The 17201-nt window shown below is 64.3% G+C and carries 11 protein-coding genes; 5 read left to right on the forward strand and 6 right to left on the reverse strand.

The window, feature by feature from the left end; translation table 11 throughout:
• Positions 1-603 precede the first annotated feature (603 nt).
• The 4 genes from BUS12_RS24285 to BUS12_RS24300 all read left to right on the forward strand — a co-directional run bounded on the left by BUS12_RS24285 (position 604) and on the right by BUS12_RS24300 (position 9064).
• Positions 604-3795: an efflux RND transporter permease subunit gene (locus BUS12_RS24285; RefSeq protein ID WP_074299998.1), complete on the forward strand. Its 3192-nt coding sequence runs from the start codon at positions 604-606 to the stop codon at positions 3793-3795.
• Entirely contained in the window at positions 3785-4972 is a 1188-nt protein-coding gene (locus BUS12_RS24290) for an efflux RND transporter periplasmic adaptor subunit (RefSeq protein WP_074299999.1), read from the forward strand. The genes BUS12_RS24285 and BUS12_RS24290 overlap by 11 nt, the downstream gene beginning before the upstream one ends.
• On the forward strand, positions 4965-6434 hold the full coding sequence (locus BUS12_RS24295) for an efflux transporter outer membrane subunit (RefSeq protein ID WP_074300000.1): 1470 nt from the start codon (positions 4965-4967) through the stop codon (positions 6432-6434). Before BUS12_RS24290 ends, BUS12_RS24295 begins: the two co-directional genes overlap by 8 nt.
• A 362-nt stretch (positions 6435-6796) precedes the next feature.
• A complete protein-coding gene (locus tag BUS12_RS24300; RefSeq protein WP_074300001.1) occupies positions 6797-9064 on the forward strand; it encodes a TonB-dependent receptor in 2268 nt (755 codons plus the stop codon).
• A 114-nt stretch (positions 9065-9178) separates the two neighbouring features.
• Here BUS12_RS24300 and BUS12_RS24305 read toward each other — a convergent pair whose 3' ends face one another.
• The 3 genes from BUS12_RS24305 to BUS12_RS24315 all read right to left on the reverse strand — a co-directional run bounded on the left by BUS12_RS24305 (position 9179) and on the right by BUS12_RS24315 (position 11526).
• Positions 9179-9340, reverse strand: a complete 162-nt coding sequence (locus tag BUS12_RS24305) for a hypothetical protein (RefSeq protein WP_253190202.1) — start codon at positions 9338-9340, stop codon at positions 9179-9181.
• 214 nt (positions 9341-9554) lie between these two features.
• Positions 9555-10529, reverse strand: coding sequence for a 2-dehydropantoate 2-reductase (locus BUS12_RS24310; protein WP_074300003.1), 975 nt, complete (start codon positions 10527-10529; stop codon positions 9555-9557).
• A gap of 28 nt (positions 10530-10557) precedes the next feature.
• Positions 10558-11526 (reverse strand): AraC family transcriptional regulator, encoded by a 969-nt coding sequence (locus BUS12_RS24315; protein ID WP_074300004.1) that lies wholly within the window; start codon positions 11524-11526, stop codon positions 10558-10560.
• Between the two features lie 323 nt (positions 11527-11849).
• On the opposite strand from BUS12_RS24315, the gene BUS12_RS24320 reads away from it, so the two are divergent.
• Positions 11850-12674: an alpha/beta fold hydrolase gene (locus BUS12_RS24320; RefSeq protein ID WP_074300005.1), complete on the forward strand. Its 825-nt coding sequence runs from the start codon at positions 11850-11852 to the stop codon at positions 12672-12674.
• Between the two features lie 204 nt (positions 12675-12878).
• Here the strand turns inward: BUS12_RS24320 and BUS12_RS24325 are convergent, their stop codons facing one another.
• The 3 genes from BUS12_RS24325 to tkt form a co-directional block, all read right to left on the reverse strand.
• Positions 12879-13913, reverse strand: coding sequence for a class 1 fructose-bisphosphatase (locus tag BUS12_RS24325; RefSeq protein ID WP_074300006.1), 1035 nt, complete (start codon positions 13911-13913; stop codon positions 12879-12881).
• Between the two features lie 142 nt (positions 13914-14055).
• Positions 14056-15108, reverse strand: a complete 1053-nt coding sequence (gene fba / locus BUS12_RS24330; RefSeq protein ID WP_074300007.1) for a class II fructose-bisphosphate aldolase — start codon at positions 15106-15108, stop codon at positions 14056-14058.
• A complete protein-coding gene (gene tkt / locus BUS12_RS24335) occupies positions 15099-17132 on the reverse strand; it encodes a transketolase (protein ID WP_074300008.1) in 2034 nt (677 codons plus the stop codon). Before tkt ends, fba begins: the two co-directional genes overlap by 10 nt.
• Positions 17133-17201: the final 69 nt, after the last annotated feature.

The following is a 17201-nucleotide window of genomic DNA, read 5'->3' on the forward strand; positions in this document are numbered from 1 at the left end:
TGCCAAGAAAAACGCCCGCCTCGATGGGCGGGCAAAAAATGCTTCTCGGAGACATCTGCCTTGCGGCAGCACCGCATCGCACACCCTGGACCTCTCGCGTCCGGGGCGCACTGCATGCAGTGTCATGTCGTCGCGACCAGGGGCGGCCGTCCATTGGCGGCCAATGAATTCCTGAAGAGCGACGCGCTGATTCTAGATACTTAAGCGCTCTGCGATAACCCTCGTTTCGCGGTAGATTGTCATGCGTAAAGCGAAACGAATGTCCGCACCATGACAAGCGTTTCGCAAGCCAATCCGCTTTTATCGCGCTCATCCGGTTGCCGTTTTAAATCCCCCTGTTTTTCACACAACAGTATTGTGCGAAAGGTCTCTTTTAAGGCGCGGTATGGCCCGTTACGCTGCGTCGCCGTGATCTCGCCGCTAATCGGCGCTGACCATCTGCATGCTTTGAAAGCCTGGTGAAGACCTTGCCGTACGCGGGACTTTATTTTCCCGTCAGCAGCAATTCCAGGCTTTGTGTACATTTTGCCTTGGCTCAGGCTACGGACGCGCTCCACGCCTGCACCAGCGCAACGACGTCTTCCTCCAAGCCCTGGAAACCACATGCTCGGCCTAGTCCGTATCGCCCTCCGGCGTCCCTATACTTTCGTCGTGCTGGCGATCTTCATCCTCATCATCGGGCCGTTGTCCGCGATGAAGACGCCTACCGACATTTTCCCGGATATCAGGATTCCGGTGATCAGCGTGGTGTGGCAATACACCGGCCTGCCGCCGGACCAGATGGTCGGCCGCATCACCTCGCCGTTCGAACGCACGCTCACCACCACGGTCAACGACGTCGAGCATATCGAGGCGGAATCGGTCGCGGGCTTCGGGATCATCAAGATCTTCTTCCAGCCTGGCGTGAACATCAGCACGGCGAACGCCCAGGTGACGGCAGTTGCGCAAACCCAGTTGCGGCAGTTGCCGCCCGGCACGACCCCGCCGCTGATCCTGAACTACAACGCGTCGACGGTGCCGATCATCCAGTTGGCGCTATCCGGCAAGGGGCTGACCGAACAGAATCTCGGCGACCTGGGCTTGAATGCGGTCCGTCCGGTTCTGGTAACCGTCGCCGGCGCGGCGATTCCCTACCCGTTCGGCGGCAAGACACGCCAGGTGCAGATCGACGTGGACCCGGTCGCCATGCAGGCGCGCGGCCTGTCCGCCCAGGACGTCGCCAACGCGCTCGCCGGCCAGAACCTGATCACGCCGGTGGGCACGGAAAAGATCGGCGACTACGAATACACGCTGCAACTGAACGACGCCCCGTCGCAGATCAAGGCGCTCGGCGATCTGCCGATCAAGGCGGCCAACGGCACCACCGTCTATATCCGCGACATTGCCAACGTGCGCGACGGCAGTCCGCCGCAGACCAATATCGTGCACGTAAACGGCAAGCGTTCGGTGCTGATGTCGGTGCTGAAGAACGGTTCGGTCTCCACGCTCGGGATCATCTCCGGCATCAAGGATCAGATCGCCGCGGCGAAAGCCTCGTGGCCCGACAATCTGCAGATCGATCCGATTGGCGACCAGTCGCTGTTCGTGCGCGCGGCCATCACCGGCGTGGCGCGTGAAGGCGTGATCGCAGCCGTGCTGACGAGCCTGATGATCCTGCTGTTCCTCGGTAGCTGGCGCTCGACCATCATCATCGCCACCTCGATCCCGCTCGCCATTCTCGGCTCCATTGCCACGCTGTCCGCGCTCGGCGAGACGCTGAACATCATGACGCTCGGCGGCCTCGCGCTGGCGGTGGGGATTCTGGTTGACGACGCAACGGTCACGATCGAAAACATCAACTGGCACCTCGAGCACGGCAAGGAGGTGGAGACGGCAATTCTCGACGGCGCCGCGCAGATCGTCACACCGGCCTTCGTTTCGCTGCTGTGTATCTGCATCGTGTTCGTGCCGATGTTCTTCCTGAACGGCGTCGCGCGCTTCCTGTTCGTGCCGATGGCCGAAGCGGTGATCTTCGCGATGATCTCGTCGTTCATCCTGTCGAGAACCCTCGTGCCGACCATGGCCAAGTACCTGCTGAAACAGCACGTACCCGGCGATCATGAGCACGAGTCGAAAAGCCCGGGCCCGCTTGGGCGTTTCCAGCGCGGCTTCGAAGCGCGCTTCGAAAAAGTGCGCGCGGGATACCACGGTTTGCTCGAACTGGCGCTGACGCACCGGCGGCCGTTCGTGATCGGCTTCCTCAGCTTCGTCCTCATTTCGTTCGCGCTGGTGCCGTTCCTGGGCCGCAACTTCTTTCCTGCGGTCGATGCCGGCCAGATCCTGATGCACGTGCGCGCGCCGGTTGGGGTTCGGGTCGAGAAGACCGCGCAGATCTTTGCGAATGTGGAAGGGGCGATCCGCGAAATCATTCCGCCGGACGAACTGGGTACCGTGGTCGACAACATGGGCCTGCCGGTGAGCGGCATCAACACCGCGTACAACAACACCGGCACGGTCGGCTCGCAGGACGGCGACATCCAGATTGCGCTGAACGAGGGCCATCATCCGACCGCCGAGTATGTGCGCGAGATGCGTGAACGCCTGCCGCGCGAATTCCCCGGCGTGACGTTCTCGTTCCCGCCCGCCGACATCATCAGCCAGATCCTGAACTTCGGTTCGCCCGCGCCGATCGATCTGCAGATCCGCGGCAACAACCTCGACGCCAACTACACCTACGCCGACCGTATCCTGCGCGAGGTGCGCGATGTGCCGGGCGTGGTCGATGCGCGGATCGCGCAGTCGCATGCCAATCCCACCTTCAATGTCGACGTCGACCGGACCCGCGCGCAACTGGTGGGCATCACCGAGCGCGACGTCACCAACAGCATGGTGGTCAACCTCGCGGGCTCGAGCCAGGTGGCGCCCACGTTCTGGCTGAACAACGCGAACGGCGTGTCGTATCCGATCGTGATGCAGACGCCGCAATACAGCCTCGATTCGCTCCCGGCGCTGCAAAACCTGCCGATCACCGCAAGCGGCGGCGGCGCCGCGCAGATCCTCGGCGGCCTTGCGACGGTGGAGCGCACCAGCACCAACGAGGTGGTCAGCCAGTACAACATCCAGCCGATGGTCGAGATCTTCGCGACCACCCAGGACCGCGATCTCGGCGCGGTGGCCTCCGATATCCAGCGCATCGTCCACGAGAACGCCCACGCGTTGCCCAAGGGCTCGACCGTCGCGCTGCTGGGTCAGGTACAGACCATGAACAGCGCCTTCTCCGGCATGTTGTTCGGACTGCTTGGCGCCGTGGTGCTGATCTATCTTTTGATCGTGGTCAACTTCCAGTCGTGGGCCGATCCGTTCGTGATCGTGACGGCCTTGCCGGCGGCGTTGGCGGGCATTGTCTGGATGCTGTTCGCCACTCACACCACCCTCTCGGTGCCCGCGCTGACCGGCGCGATCATGTGCATGGGGGTGGCCACGGCCAACTCGATTCTGGTGGTCAGCTTCTGCCGCGAGCGTCTCGCCGTACACGGCGACCCGTTCAAGGCTGCGCTCGAAGCGGGCTTTACGCGCTTCCGTCCGGTTCTGATGACCGCGCTGTCGATGATCATCGGCATGGCGCCGATGGCGCTCGCGCTCGGCGAAGGCGGTGAGCAGAACGCGCCGCTCGGCCGTGCCGTGATCGGCGGCCTGCTGTTCGCCACCACCGCTTCGCTGTTCCTCGTCCCCGTCATTTTCTGTATCGTCCACGCGCGCCCCGGGCGCGCGGCTACCCCGGCAGCCGTCTCGGGAGGTCCTGCACATGTCGTCTGAATCCACTTTCCCCGCTAACCCGCCATCGCGCCGTCCGCTCAGGATCGCGGGCATTGTCGGCCTGCTGGTCGTGCTCGGCATCGTCGCCGCGGGCCTCACGCTGCGCGCGGAAGACGCCCGCAAGCTGAAGACCTGGACCGATGCCCAGGCGGTGCAGACCGTCAATCTGATCCAGCCCATCCACGATGCCAACGGTCCGTCGCTGCAACTGCCGGGACGCCTCGAAGCCTATACGCGGGCGCCGATTTTCGCGCAGGTCAGCGGCTATCTGAAGACGTGGAACGTCGATATCGGCGCGCGCGTCAAGGCAGGCCAGGTGCTCGCCGAAATCGACACGCCCGAGCTCGACCAGCAACTGGTGCAGGCCCGCGCCGATCAGCAAAGTGCAGAGGCCAATGCGCTGGTGGCGGGGACCACCGCAAAACGTTGGGAAGCGTTGCGCGGCAGCGATTCCGTCGCCCAGCAGGATGTCGACCAACGCACCGCCGACTACACCGCGCGCGCCGCGACTGCGGCAGCGGCGAAGGCCAATGTCGAGCGTCTGGTGGCCACCAAGGCCTTCGCACACATCGTGGCGCCCTTCGATGGCGTGGTGACGGCCCGCGATACCGACGTCGGCGCGCTGGTGAACGCGGGCAGCGGCGGCGTCGGCCAGGAGCTGTTCGAAGTGTCCGAGGTCAAGCAGTTGCGCGTCTACGTGCAGGTGCCGCAGAACTACTCGCCGGCGATCCACGACGGCACCACCGCCACGCTCAGCGTGCCCGAGTATCCCGATCAGCAATTCACCGCGCGCGTGGTGGCCGCGGCGGATTCGGTCAATTCGAGCTCGGGTACGACGCTCGTGCAATTGCTGGTCGACAATGCCGACGGCAAGCTGCTGCCCGGCGGCTTTGCCAGCCTGAAGTTCACCCTGCCCGTCGCGGCCAATGCGATCCGGGTGCCGGCCAGCGCGCTCGTGTTCGATAGCCGCGGCGTCCAGGTCGCCACATTGGATGCGAACGACCTGGTGCATTTCAAGCATGTGAAGATCGACCGCGACCTCGGCGACTCGGTAGAGATCGGCGCGGGGCTGGCCGCCACCGATCGCGTGATCGATACCCCGCCCGACGGGCTCGTCGACGGCGACCGCGTGCAGGTTGCGACGGCGACCGACAAGAAGGCAGCGGCACATGGTTAAGTACGGACTTCCGGCGCTGCTCGCGGGCGTCGCCGCACTCTCCGCCTGCTCGCTCGCACCGGACTATCGGGTGCCGGCGACGCCGGTCGCCGCGCAATACAAAACGCTGGGCCCGTGGACCAGCGCGCAGCCCGCCGACCAGATCGACCGCAACGGCTGGTGGAAAATGTACGGCGACACCCAGCTCGACGATCTCGAGACGCAACTGCTCGCCCACAACACCGATCTGCGCGCGGCCTACGCGCATTATCAGGAGGCCCAGGCATTCGTCGCGCAGGTGGAGTCGGGACTGTATCCGACCATCAGCGCGAGCGCCGTACCGCTGCGCGAGCGCCAGTCCAATACCGCGCCGTTGCGCGGCAACGGACCGGCCGACTACAACTCCATCACGCTCGGCGCCTCCGTCAAATACGACCTCGACCTCTGGGGCCGCGTGCGCGACTCCGTGGTGGCCGGCAAGGACGAGGCGCAGGCGACCAAGGCCGATCTGGCTTCCGTGCAGTTGAGCCTGCAGGTGGAACTCGCGGACAGCTATATCCAGTTGCGCGGCCTCGACCAGCAGACGGCGCTGTTGAGCGAGACGGAAGTGGCCTACGCAAAAGCGCTGCAGCTCACGCAGACGCTGCACAACAGCGGCATCGTGTCCGGCCTCGATGTCTCGCGCGCGCAAACGCAGCTCTCCTCGGCGAAATCGCAACTGTCGCAGAACCTTGCGCAGCGGGCGCTGCTCGAACATGCGATCGCCGTTCTGGTGGGTGCGTCGGCCTCGGAATTCAGTCTGCCGCAACAGACTGCCGCCATCGCGTTGCCGGCGATTCCCACCGGGGTGCCCTCCACGCTCTTGCAGCGCCGTCCCGATGTCGCCGCAGCCGAGCGCCGCGTCGCGGAGGCCAACGCGCAGATCGGCGTGGCGCGTGCGGCTTACTTCCCGGACATCACGCTAGGTCTGCAAGGGGGCGTGCAGAGCGCCGCGTACGCCGGCCTGGTAAGCGCGCCTAACGCGTTCTGGGCAATCGGTCCGCAACTCGTGCAGTACGTCTTCGACGGCGGCTACCGTCGCGCGAAACTCGACGCCGCCAAGGCGGCCACCGAGGAAGCCGGCGAGCGCTATCGCGGCGTGGTGTTGTCCGCGTTCCAGCAGGTCGAAGACAACCTCGCCCTGCTGTCGTACCTCGGCACCGCGCTCGGCGAGCAACGCGATGCGGCCACCTCGGCGCAGTACACGGTCGATCTCGCCCTGCGCCAATACAAGCAAGGCACCGTGGGCTACCTCGACGTGGTGCAGGCGCAGACCGTGGAACTCGACGCCCAGCGCGGCGTGCTCGACATCCAGACACGCCAGTTGAGCGCGAACGTGCAGCTTCTGCATGCGCTAGGCGGCGGCTGGTCGAGCGACGAACTCGCTCTGGTGGCGGCCACGCCGGCGCTGGTTGCGAACAACGGCGCACACAGCGCGAATTGAAGCCGGGCGCAATGCGCCGCGTGGCTGGCTGGCGACGCGGCGTCGCCCCATCGTGCGCCGGCTGGCCGCGCTACGACGACGGCACCTCCCTGACCTGCAACGCGGTCAAGCGGAACGGTTTCTGCGTCCGGCTCGATCGGGTTGCCGGCCACACACTGCCAGCCGCAGCAGCCGGTTGTAATAATTGAAAATTTATTTTCAAACGCAAACAATTCTCATTTACAGGTATGATTCACGTCCGGGCAAACGGGCGTTAGCTGTCATCAGTTCACGGGGTTGATTAGCGAGGATGCGCCCGAAGGCCGCTTTTGCACGGCGCTTCACGCGTTTTTCAGACCTCCTTGACCGATTTCATAACTACGATGACCAGCTCACGCCTGGCGCGCTTTCCCAGACAGCGCGTCGCTCCTCTTGCCGCCGCCGTGCGGCGTGCCTTTCCTCTCATCGCCCTGCCGCTCGCCAGCCTCGCCGTCAACGCCTACGCCGACGGCTCGCCAACGGCCGCCGGCGCCGCCACCGGCACCAGTACCAACACCAGCACGGCCAGTGGCACGGCCGCGGCGGCTAAAGAAGGCGCATTGCCTACGATTGCCGTCAACGCCAGTGCAACTGCCCTGCCCGGCGATCTCTCGCCGGCCTACGCCGGCGGCCAGGTTGCAACGGGTGCGCAGGTGGGTGTGCTGGGCAAGCAAAAGATCATCGACCTGCCGTTCTCCATGACGAGCTACACGTCCAGACTGATCGAAGACCAGCAGGCGCATACGCTTGCCGACGTGGTCGCCAACGATCCGGCGGTCCGCAGCGCATACGGTTTCGGCAACTTTTCGGAGAACTATATTATTCGCGGCTTCGAGGTCGACGCGAACGACGTGGCGCTCAACGGTCTTTACGGCGTGACGCCGCGCCAGCTCGTCGACACCGGCGCACTCGAGCGGGTCGACATCTTCAAGGGCGCCAACGCCTTCGAAAACGGCGCGGCGCCAGGCGGCACCGGGATCGGCGGCAACATCAATCTGGAAACCAAGACCGCCGACGACAAGCCGCTCACGCGCGTGACGGTGGAAGGCAGCGCGTCCGGCCAGCTCGGCACGCACATCGACGTGGGCCGCCGCTTCGGCGACAACGACCAGTTCGGCATCCGCGTCAATCAGACCGTGGAAGGCGGCAGCACCAGCATTCAGGACGAAGATCGCAGCACACAGCAAACCGCGCTGTCGCTCGATTATCGTGGCAGCAAACTGCGCCTGTACGGCGACTTCATCTATCAGAAGCAGCACGTCACCGATGGCCGGCCGGTGGTCTACGACACCAGCAGCATCATTCCGCCGCTGCCGTCCGCCTCGTATAACTACGGCCAGTCGTGGTCGTATTCCGACATGGAAGACACCATCGGCATGGTGCGCGCCGAATACGACTTCGCGCCCAACTGGACCGTATACGCATCGGGCGGCGTGCGTCACACCGACGAACACGGCGACTACGCCTCACCCACCTACGGCCCCGACGGCGCAACCACTTCGTACCGGATGGGCGTGCCGTACAAGGAAGACGCGCAATCCGCGGAAGTCGGCGTACGTGGGCAGTTGTGGACCGGCCCCGTCAGCCATGCGATCAATCTCGCTGCGCTGGTCAACAGGATCCAGGCCGACGCGGCCTACGACCTGGGCAGCTCGTTCTCGACCAGCCTCTACAACACGGTCCAGGTTCCGCGTCCCGCCACCTATTTCACGAGCGGCGACTTCGCGGCGCCGGGCATCGTGAGCAGCACGCTGATGCGCAGCGTGGCGCTCTCCGACACGCTCGGCTTCTTCGACAACCGCTTCCTGTTCACCGTGGGCGTGCGTCATCAGAACATCCTCGAGAACGGCTACGCGTATGGCACCGGCGTTCAGGACAGCAGCTACAACGAGTCCGCGACGACACCGGTGTTCGGCGCCGTCTACAAGATCCTGCCTAACCTTTCGGTCTACGCCAATCGCAGCGAAAGCCTGACCGAGGGCGGCACGGCGCCGAGCGATGCGCTCAACGCCGGCGCCGTACTGGCGCCCTACCGCGCCAAGCAGATCGAAGCGGGGATCAAGTACGACGCCACGAATTACGGCGCGGCGCTGGCGGTCTACGAAATCAAGCAGCCGGTGGCCTACACCGACGCCACGACGATGATCTACGCCACCGACGGCACCCAGCGGCACCGTGGCGTCGAACTATCGGCATATGGCGAGCCCATCAAGGGATTGCGTGTACTCGGCGGCGTCTCGTACATCGACGCGCAGCTCCAGAACACCGATGGCGGCACCTACAACGGCAACCGGCCGATCGGCGTGCCGGCGTGGACCTTCAACGCGAACCTCGAATACGACTTGCCCCAGGTGCCGGGCGTGACCTTGATGGCGCGCGCAATCTATACCGGCAAGCAGTATCTCGACGAGGCCAACACCTTGCCGCTTGCCTCGTGGACCCGCTTCGACCTTGGCGCGCGCTACAAGACCCAGGTGTTCCGGCACGACACCACGCTGCGCCTGATGGTGACGAACGTCGCCAATCGTGCGTACTGGTCGTCGGCGCTCGGCGGGTATCTGACCGAAGGCGCGCCGCGCACGGCATGGTTCTCGGTGAGTACGGACTTCTAAGCAAAGCTGGAGCGTTCGCTGCTGGTCGCGGACGCCAGCAGCGAAGCCACGGCAAGACGCCCGCGACACGGCGCCGGCCGTGCCGCGTTGCAGCCCGCTATGCCGGCATGCGGTTCAATGGCAAGCCAGCATGCAGACGGCGCCGCCCGCTACACCGAGAGCCCCGAGGCCCACGCCGAGCCCAAGGGTTTCGAGCGAGGTGGCGCATCCTTGCAGACCGCATACGACGGTCAGGAGCGCAACCAGCAAGAGTTGCCGCACCGCCTTGGACGACATTGCACCGCATCGACTGAGACGCATCACGTTGGTTTCCTTCCGGGTGGGTCGCTACTGCAGGTAGCGGATTGATCTGCAGCGAGTGTAGCCAGCGCGACCCGGCGCGGAAGGGACGAATATGCGGTTCAAGCGCCGACTGCTTACCAGAAATTCCGGACGGCCGAGCGCCGGCCGGCTCTGGCGTCATGGCGGCGCGGCACGGCCCAGCCCAGCCTCAATAGAGACCCAGGGTGCGCGCGTGCAAGCGGCTCAAACCCAGCAACGCGTCGATGAACGGCGTGGGCACCTGCGTCATCTGTCCCAGCTCGCGCACGGCGCCCACCAGCGCGTCGATTTCAACCGCCTTGCCGGCCTGTACGTCCTGCAGCATGGAGGTTTTCATCGCGCCTAATTTCAGCGTCACCTGATGCCGGTCGCTCGGCGCCTGATCGATGGTGATGCCGAAGCGCGCACCGATCTCCTTCGCTTCCAGCATCGCGCTGGTCACGAAGCCGCGCACCAGGTCGTCGCCGAGAATCTTGTCGGTGGTGGCGCCCGTGATCGCGCTGATCGGGTTCATCGTCATGTTGCCCCACAGCTTGTACCAGACGTCGCGCTGGATCTGCTCCGAAGCGGTTGCGTTGAAGCCGGCTGCCGCCAACGTCTGAACCAGGCGATTGACGCGTTCGCTCGGCTGGCCCGATGCCTCGCCGAGGATGAGCCCGTTGCCGAAGTGATGCCGGATCACACCCGGCGCGTCTTGCAGGCAGCTTGCGTGAACCACGCAGCCGACCGTCTGCGCACTGGGAATCGCCGCGGCGATGGCGCCGTCCGGGTCCACCGAGGTCAGGCGCTTGCCGGCAAAGCCGGCACCGAGGCCGTCGCAGAACCACCACGGGATGCCGTTCATCGCCGTGATCACCGTGGTGTCCTGCGTCAGCAACGGGGCGATGCCGGCCGCCACCGAGGTCATGGCCGGCGCCTTCACAGCGACGATCACGATGTCCTGAGGGCCCAGTTCCGCACTGTTCTCGCTGGCCGCGACCTGCGCCGCGAGGGTCTTGCCGCCCTCCACGAGTTGCAGGCCGTTTGCCCTGAGCGCGGACAGCGTCGCGCCTCGCGCCACCACGCTGATGTCGTGGCCTGCCTGGGCAAGCCGCGCCCCCATCCAACCGCCGATGGAACCGGCGCCATAAATGCAGATCTTCATGCTTCAATCCTTATAAGCGATGGCCGTTTCATACCGCTTCGAGTTGACCGCCGAGGGTTCGGTAGCGTGACGGCGTCACGCCGATCAGCCGCTTGAAAATACGCTGGAATGCCGCGTTGGACTGGTAGCCCACCGTTTCGCCAATCTCGGCGACGCCCAGCTTCGACTCGACCAGTTTGCGACCGGCGAGCGTCATGCGAATATCGGTGAGCATGTCGGCTGCGGAGCGTCCAATCACGTCCTGGAACTGTCGCACGAAGGTCGCGCGCGACATATTGCAGAGCCTCGCGAACTGGTCAAGGGTCCACGGTTTCTCCGGCGCATCGAACATGGCCGTGACCGCGGGCTGCAGCCGTGGCCGTGCAGCGAGCGCCAGCAAGCCGTGCGGCGGTTGCGCGCCGCCGCTGGCAAAGCGCAACGTCAAGGCGAACAATGCGGCCGACAGATGGCTGACCAGCGCCTCGCTGCCTGGCCCTTCATCGACCGACTCCTCGCGCATCAACGCCACCAGCCGCGCGAGCCGCGTGCCGGCCGGCGCGTCCGCAGCTTCGCTGGTGCCGTTCAAGGTGTCGCCGGTGCTCCCGGTGCTGCGCACGACGAGGCGTCCGGGCAAATGCTCGCGCAGCAGCCTGTCAGGCACCGCGCCGATCAGAAACCGGCCGCACAGGATGTCGGCATGCTCGCCCGAGCCTTCGTTCTCCGCGATCGTCAGCGCGAGCTCTTGCCGTTCGACCGGCGGTACCGGCAAGCGGCCGCTGCCGTCGTGAATCCGGTGTGCGCCTCCGGCTGGAAACAGGACGATGTCGCCTGCCGTCAGTGGCTCGGCCGGCGCGTCGCCATACTCCAGCACGGCCTGGCCCGATAGCAGCACATGGTAGGGAATCTCGCGCACGGCCGCGTTGTCGTGGACGATCGCCCACGGCGCGCCGAAATGACAACGCACGTCCAGACGGCCGCTGACGGGGATGAGGGAAAGGACTCGACTGAGCAGATCCATATGAGCCGCCGGAGCAGATTCTTGCGTCGTGTGAGGATGCGAGCCGGGACCGCACACGGTTGCAGGCACAACCACTGCGGCGCCGATCGCCAAAGCAGCTTGATTCTAACCGAGCGGCCGTCGCCACCATGGGCGCGGCCTCGGAATTGGACGAGGCGATACGCTCATGGCAAGATGCGCCACTTCAGCCATGCCGTCGCACGGTATGAGGTGCGGGAACGAAGCAGAGGAAACACTGCGGCAGCGAACGAAATGCCCGGCGCATCGGCGCTCAACATTTCGAAGCGAAATTTTCACGGTTTCGCGAACACTTGGGATGAACCATGAGCACCCCGTTTCGGATTCATTCGGGCCGCGCCGTGCTGGCGGCGGAAGTGGCCGGTAGCGGCGACCCGGTCGTCTTCCTGCATGCGCGCGTTGCGGATCGCCGCATGTGGCGCGCGCAACTGGATGGCATCGGTGCCAATCATAAGGCGATCGCCTACGACCGGCGCGGCTTTGGCGAGACCCACGCCGAAGCGGAGGATTTTTCCGCCGTAGAGGATCTGATGGCGGTGATCGACGCCACCGCGGACGGTATCCCCGCGATCCTCGTTGGATGCTCACAGGGCGGGGGAATCGTGCTCGACGCGGCTCTTCGCTATCCGTCGCGTGTGCGTGCCCTCGTCCTCATCGCGCCCAACGTGACCGGCGCGCCCGAGGCGATCTACCCGCCGGAAGTCGAGCGCCTGCGGCTGCAGTTGATGGAAGCCGAAAAGACCGGTGATGTCGATCGAGCGCTCGCGATCAGAACCCGTCTGTCTCTGGACGGCCCGCTGGAACCGGAAGGTCGCGTCGTGGGCGAGGCTCGCGAGACGTTCGTCGACATGAACCGGGTGGCGCTCAGGTCGCCGCCGGCCGGGGCGAATCTCGATGCCGAATCCGCCTACCCTCGTTTAGGGGAGATCGCGGTGCCCACGCTGGTGATGTGTGGCGACCTCGATATTCCCAACACCCAGGACCGAAGCCGTTATCTTGCGGCTGCGGTCCAGAATGGGTCGTACCACGAAATATCCGGCGTCGCTCATCTGCCGAGCCTGGAAAGGCCGGCGGAGGTTACGCGGGTGATCGCAGCGTTCATCGAACGCTGCTCTGGCCGCGAGGCATAGCGGTTCGCCGGAGTTCGTCGGGCAGGGCGGTCCGGACTATCTCGGCGAGAAATTCGGCGCCGCGCCGTTGATCTCATCCACAATCTCCGGCGGAACAGGCGGAGGACGAAGATATTTTCATAGAGATCGATAGTGCCAAAAGGCGTCGATATCAGCAGCGTCACTCAAACCGCGGCGAAATTGAGTCCTGCCGGGACAGCAAACTCAAGCAGCCGCGGCCTCGTCGTGGTATCGAAGCAGCCGCTCCACTTCCAGCTTCGACCCGAGGATAACGGGCACGCGCTGATGCACATGCTCCGGCTGGACTTCCATGATCGGGATCTGGCCTGTCGTGCTCATCCCGCCAGCCTGTTCGACGATGAACGACATTGGATTGGCCTCATAGGTCAACCGCAACCGCCCGGCAAGCTGGGGATGCTTGTTGTCCCGCGGATAGAGGAAAACGCCCCCGCGCATCAGGATGCGATGCACCTCCGCGACCATGGAGGCGATCCATCGCATGTTGAAATTGGTCTGCCGTGGCCCCGACTCGCCCGCGACACATTCACGGACATAGCGGCGCACCGGTTCTTCCCAGTAGCGCTCGTTGGACATGTTGATCGCGAATTCGCGGGTATCTTCGGGAATCTGGAGCTGCGGATGGGTCAGCACGAACGATGCCGATTCGCTGTCGAACGTAAACCCATCGACGCCGTGCCCCGTGGTCAGGACGAACATCGTCGTCGCACCGTAGATCGCATACCCGGCGCAAACCTGCTTCACGCCCGGCTGCAGAAAATGGCGCTCGTCGACGACGGCGCCGGACGCCGGAGTGGCCAGCACGGAAAAGATACTTCCGACCACGCCATTGATCTCAAGATTGGAAGACCCGTCGAGCGGATCGAAAAGCAGCAGATATTCGGCGGCACCCCCGGAATGCTCATGCCCGGTCACCTGAACCGAATCGAGTTCTTCCGACGCTAGTCCGCGCAAACACCTAACCGACCCGACCGCGCCGATCATGATGTCGTTCGAGACGACGTCGAGCTTCTTTTGCGCCTCGCCGTGCACGTTCTCGGAATGGGCGTTACCGGATGCGCCGTCGAAGGCACCTCGTTCGACCGCCGTTGCAATGGACGAGCACGCGTCGGCAACGGCGTCGATGAGCGCGATCAGTCCCGCCGGGACTCGCTCCTCGCGTGCTGCGCCCGCGAGAAACGAGGACAGCGTGATGTGCTCAGTGGTAGCGATGTGGGTCATGTTCGGTGTGCCTGGCAAAAACGGTAGGGTGATCGGTTAAGATCGGCACGCTCGGGGAGCCTTCGTCGATCTGCATCCAGCACGATTCCTGAGGCCGCTGGACGCAGTTAGACGCATCGCGCGTGCGTGCCGGTGCAATCCATTACACGGCATACGCGAGGTCATAGCGCCCTGCCATCGCCGGCAGCGCGATCGGCTTGATCTTGTGCGCCTGTCCGGCGCTGCCGAATGCCTCGAAGCGGGAACGGCACAGATCCCGCGCCGCGCCGAGTGCGTCCGCGAAGAAGCGTCGAACGTCGAACTCGGAAGGACGCTGTGCGATTGAGCGCCGTATTGCACCCGTCATCGCGAGGCGGATATCCGTATCGATGTTGATCTTGCGTACACCATGGCGAATGCCCTCGCAGATCTCTTCCACGGGGACGCCATACGTTTCGCGGATTTCACCGCCGAACTCGCGGATGATCTCCAGCCACTCCTGAGGTACCGAACTCGATCCGTGCATGACCAGGTGGGTATTGGGCAGGCGGCGATGAATTTCCCGGATCCGGTCGATCGCGAGAATATCGCCCGACGGCTTGCGGGAGAATTTATAGGCGCCGTGCGACGTGCCAATCGCAATGGCCAACGCGTCGACTCCCGTACGCTGCACAAAATCGGCGGCCTGCTCGGGGTCGGTCAGCAGCATGTCATGGGTCAGCACACCTTCGGCGCCGGAGCCGTCCTCCTCCCCCGCCATGCCCGATTCGAGCGAACCGAGACATCCGAGCTCGCCCTCGACCGACACGCCAACGGCATGCGCCATCTCCACCACCGTCCGCGTCACTTCAACGTTGTAGTCGTAGGACGCTACGGTTTTCATATCCGGCATGAGCGAGCCGTCCATCATCACGCTGCTGAATCCGCTGCGGATCGCTGCCTGGCACACTGCCGGCGACGCCCCATGGTCCTGATGCATCACGACCGGGATGTCGGGATAAGTCTCGATCGCGGCAACGACCAGGTGCCTCAGAAACGCTTCGCCCGCGTATTTCCGCGCACCGGCGGAGGCCTGCATGATGACCGGACTATCGCAGTCGGCGGCCGCCTGCATGATCGCCTGAATCTGCTCGAGGTTATTGACGTTGAAGGCCGGTACGCCATACGCGTGCTCCGCCGCATGGTCCAGCAACTGCCGCAATGAAATCAGTGCCATGTCGTTTCCATCTCTAGTGTGCGGCTCACCGCGTCCACGATCGCGTCCACCGTAATGCCGAACTCTTCGTACAACGTCTCGGCCGGAGCCGACTCGCCAAAGTGCGACAAGCCGATCACGGCGCCGCTCAAGCCGACGTACTTGCGCCAGAAATCGCCGGCGGCCGCTTCAATCGCCACGCGCCGGAGCTTGGGCGGCAGAACCGCATGCTGGTACTCGAGCGATTGTCTGTCGAAGGTCGTGGTCGACGGCATCGATACGACCCGCGCGGCAATGTCCTGCCCGGCGAGCACCGATTGCGCCTTCAGGGCGAGTTCCACTTCCGAACCCGTCGCGATCAGAACGATGTCCGGCTTTCCGCCAGCCGCCTCCGACAACACATAACCGCCTTGCCGGATGTGCGCCTTCGTCTGCGCGCTGCGGGAAAGCGGCGGCAGATTCTGGCGCGAAAGCAGCAGTGCGGTCGGCGCGTCAATGGTCTCCAGTGCCGACGCCCATGCAAACGCTGTTTCGACCGCATCCGCCGGCCGCCATACGCTCATTCCCGGAATCTGGCGCAGCATGGCCGCGTGCTCGACCGGCTGATGGGTAGGCCCGTCCTCGCCGAGACCAATCGAATCGTGGGTGAAGACGTAGACACATTGCAGGTGCATCAGCGCCGCCATGCGCAGCGCGTTCTTCGCGTAGTCGGAAAACACCAGGAAAGTCCCGCCATACGGCAGAAATCCGCCGTGGAGCGCAACGCCGTTCATGATCGCGGTCATGCCGAATTCGCGAACGCCGTAGTGGATATAGTTTCCTGTTGCGTTCGTGCGATCGCGTATGACTGCACGGGAAGCCGGCACCATGGTGAGATTCGACGGCGCCAGGTCTGCCGAGCCGCCCAGCAGTTCAGGGAGTCGACCCACGAGCAGCTCCAGGCACTTCTGCGACGCCTTGCGGGTCGCCATCTTTTGCTCGAACCAGTCGCCGCCCTCCAGCAGGCGTTTGATCACGTCGGCGGAGCGCTCGAGGCGACTGCCGTGCATGCGCGATTCGAAGTAGCCGGCCTTGTCCGGGAAATGGGTACGATAGGCTTCGAACAGCGTGCGCCATGCGATGTTGCGTTCACGGCCCTCTGCTCGCGCATCCCATGCGGCGCGAATCGGTTTGGGAATCTCGAACGGCGCGTAAGGCCAGCGCAAATGCTCGCGCGTGGCCGCGATTTCGGCGTCGCCAAGCGGCGCGCCGTGCACGTCGTGCGTACCCGCGCGATTGGGCGAGCCGTTGCCGATCACCGTCTTGCAGCAGATCAAGGTCGGCCGGTCGCGTTCCGCGCGTGCGGCCTCGATCGCCTGCTCGATCGAGAGCGGATCATGTCCGTCCACCCCTTCCACGACATGCCAGCCATAGGCACGGAAACGCATCGGAGTATCGTCGGTGAACCAGCCCTCGACGTGGCCGTCGATCGAAATGCCGTTGTCGTCGTAAAACGCGATCAGCTTGCCGAGACGCCATGTGCCGGCGAGCGAGCAGGCTTCATGGGACACCCCTTCCATGAGGCAACCGTCGCCGAGAAACACATAGGTATGGTGATCGACGATGTCGAAGCCCGGCTCGTTGAATTCGGCAGCCAGCAATCGTTCAGCCAGCGCCATACCTACTGCGTTGGCAAGACCCTGCCCTAACGGGCCGGTGGTCGTTTCGACGCCAGGCGTCAGACCGCGTTCCGGGTGCCCGGGCGTGACCGACTGCCATTTCCGGAAGGCCTTCAGATCGTCGATCGACAGGCCGTAGCCGCTCAGATGCAGCACGGCATAAAGCAGCATCGAACCGTGACCGTTCGACAGCACAAAGCGATCCCGGTTAACCCAGTCCGGAACCGCAGGATCATGCTTCAGGTACTTGCGCCACAGTACTTCGGCGATATCCGCCATGCCCATCGGCATGCCGGGATGTCCGGAGTTCGCAGCCTGGACGGCGTCAATCGCCAGAAACCGCACCGCATTGGCAAGTTCTGTCCGGCTCGGATTAGCATGATCCATGAGTCACCACTATTTCGTATAACTAAATTAATATAGGAAAGCCCCGCGCGTTTTCACGACGAGGCGCCA

Source organism: Paraburkholderia phenazinium (assembly GCF_900142845.1).
In the GTDB taxonomy this organism is placed as follows: Bacteria; Pseudomonadota; Gammaproteobacteria; order Burkholderiales; family Burkholderiaceae; genus Paraburkholderia; species Paraburkholderia phenazinium_A.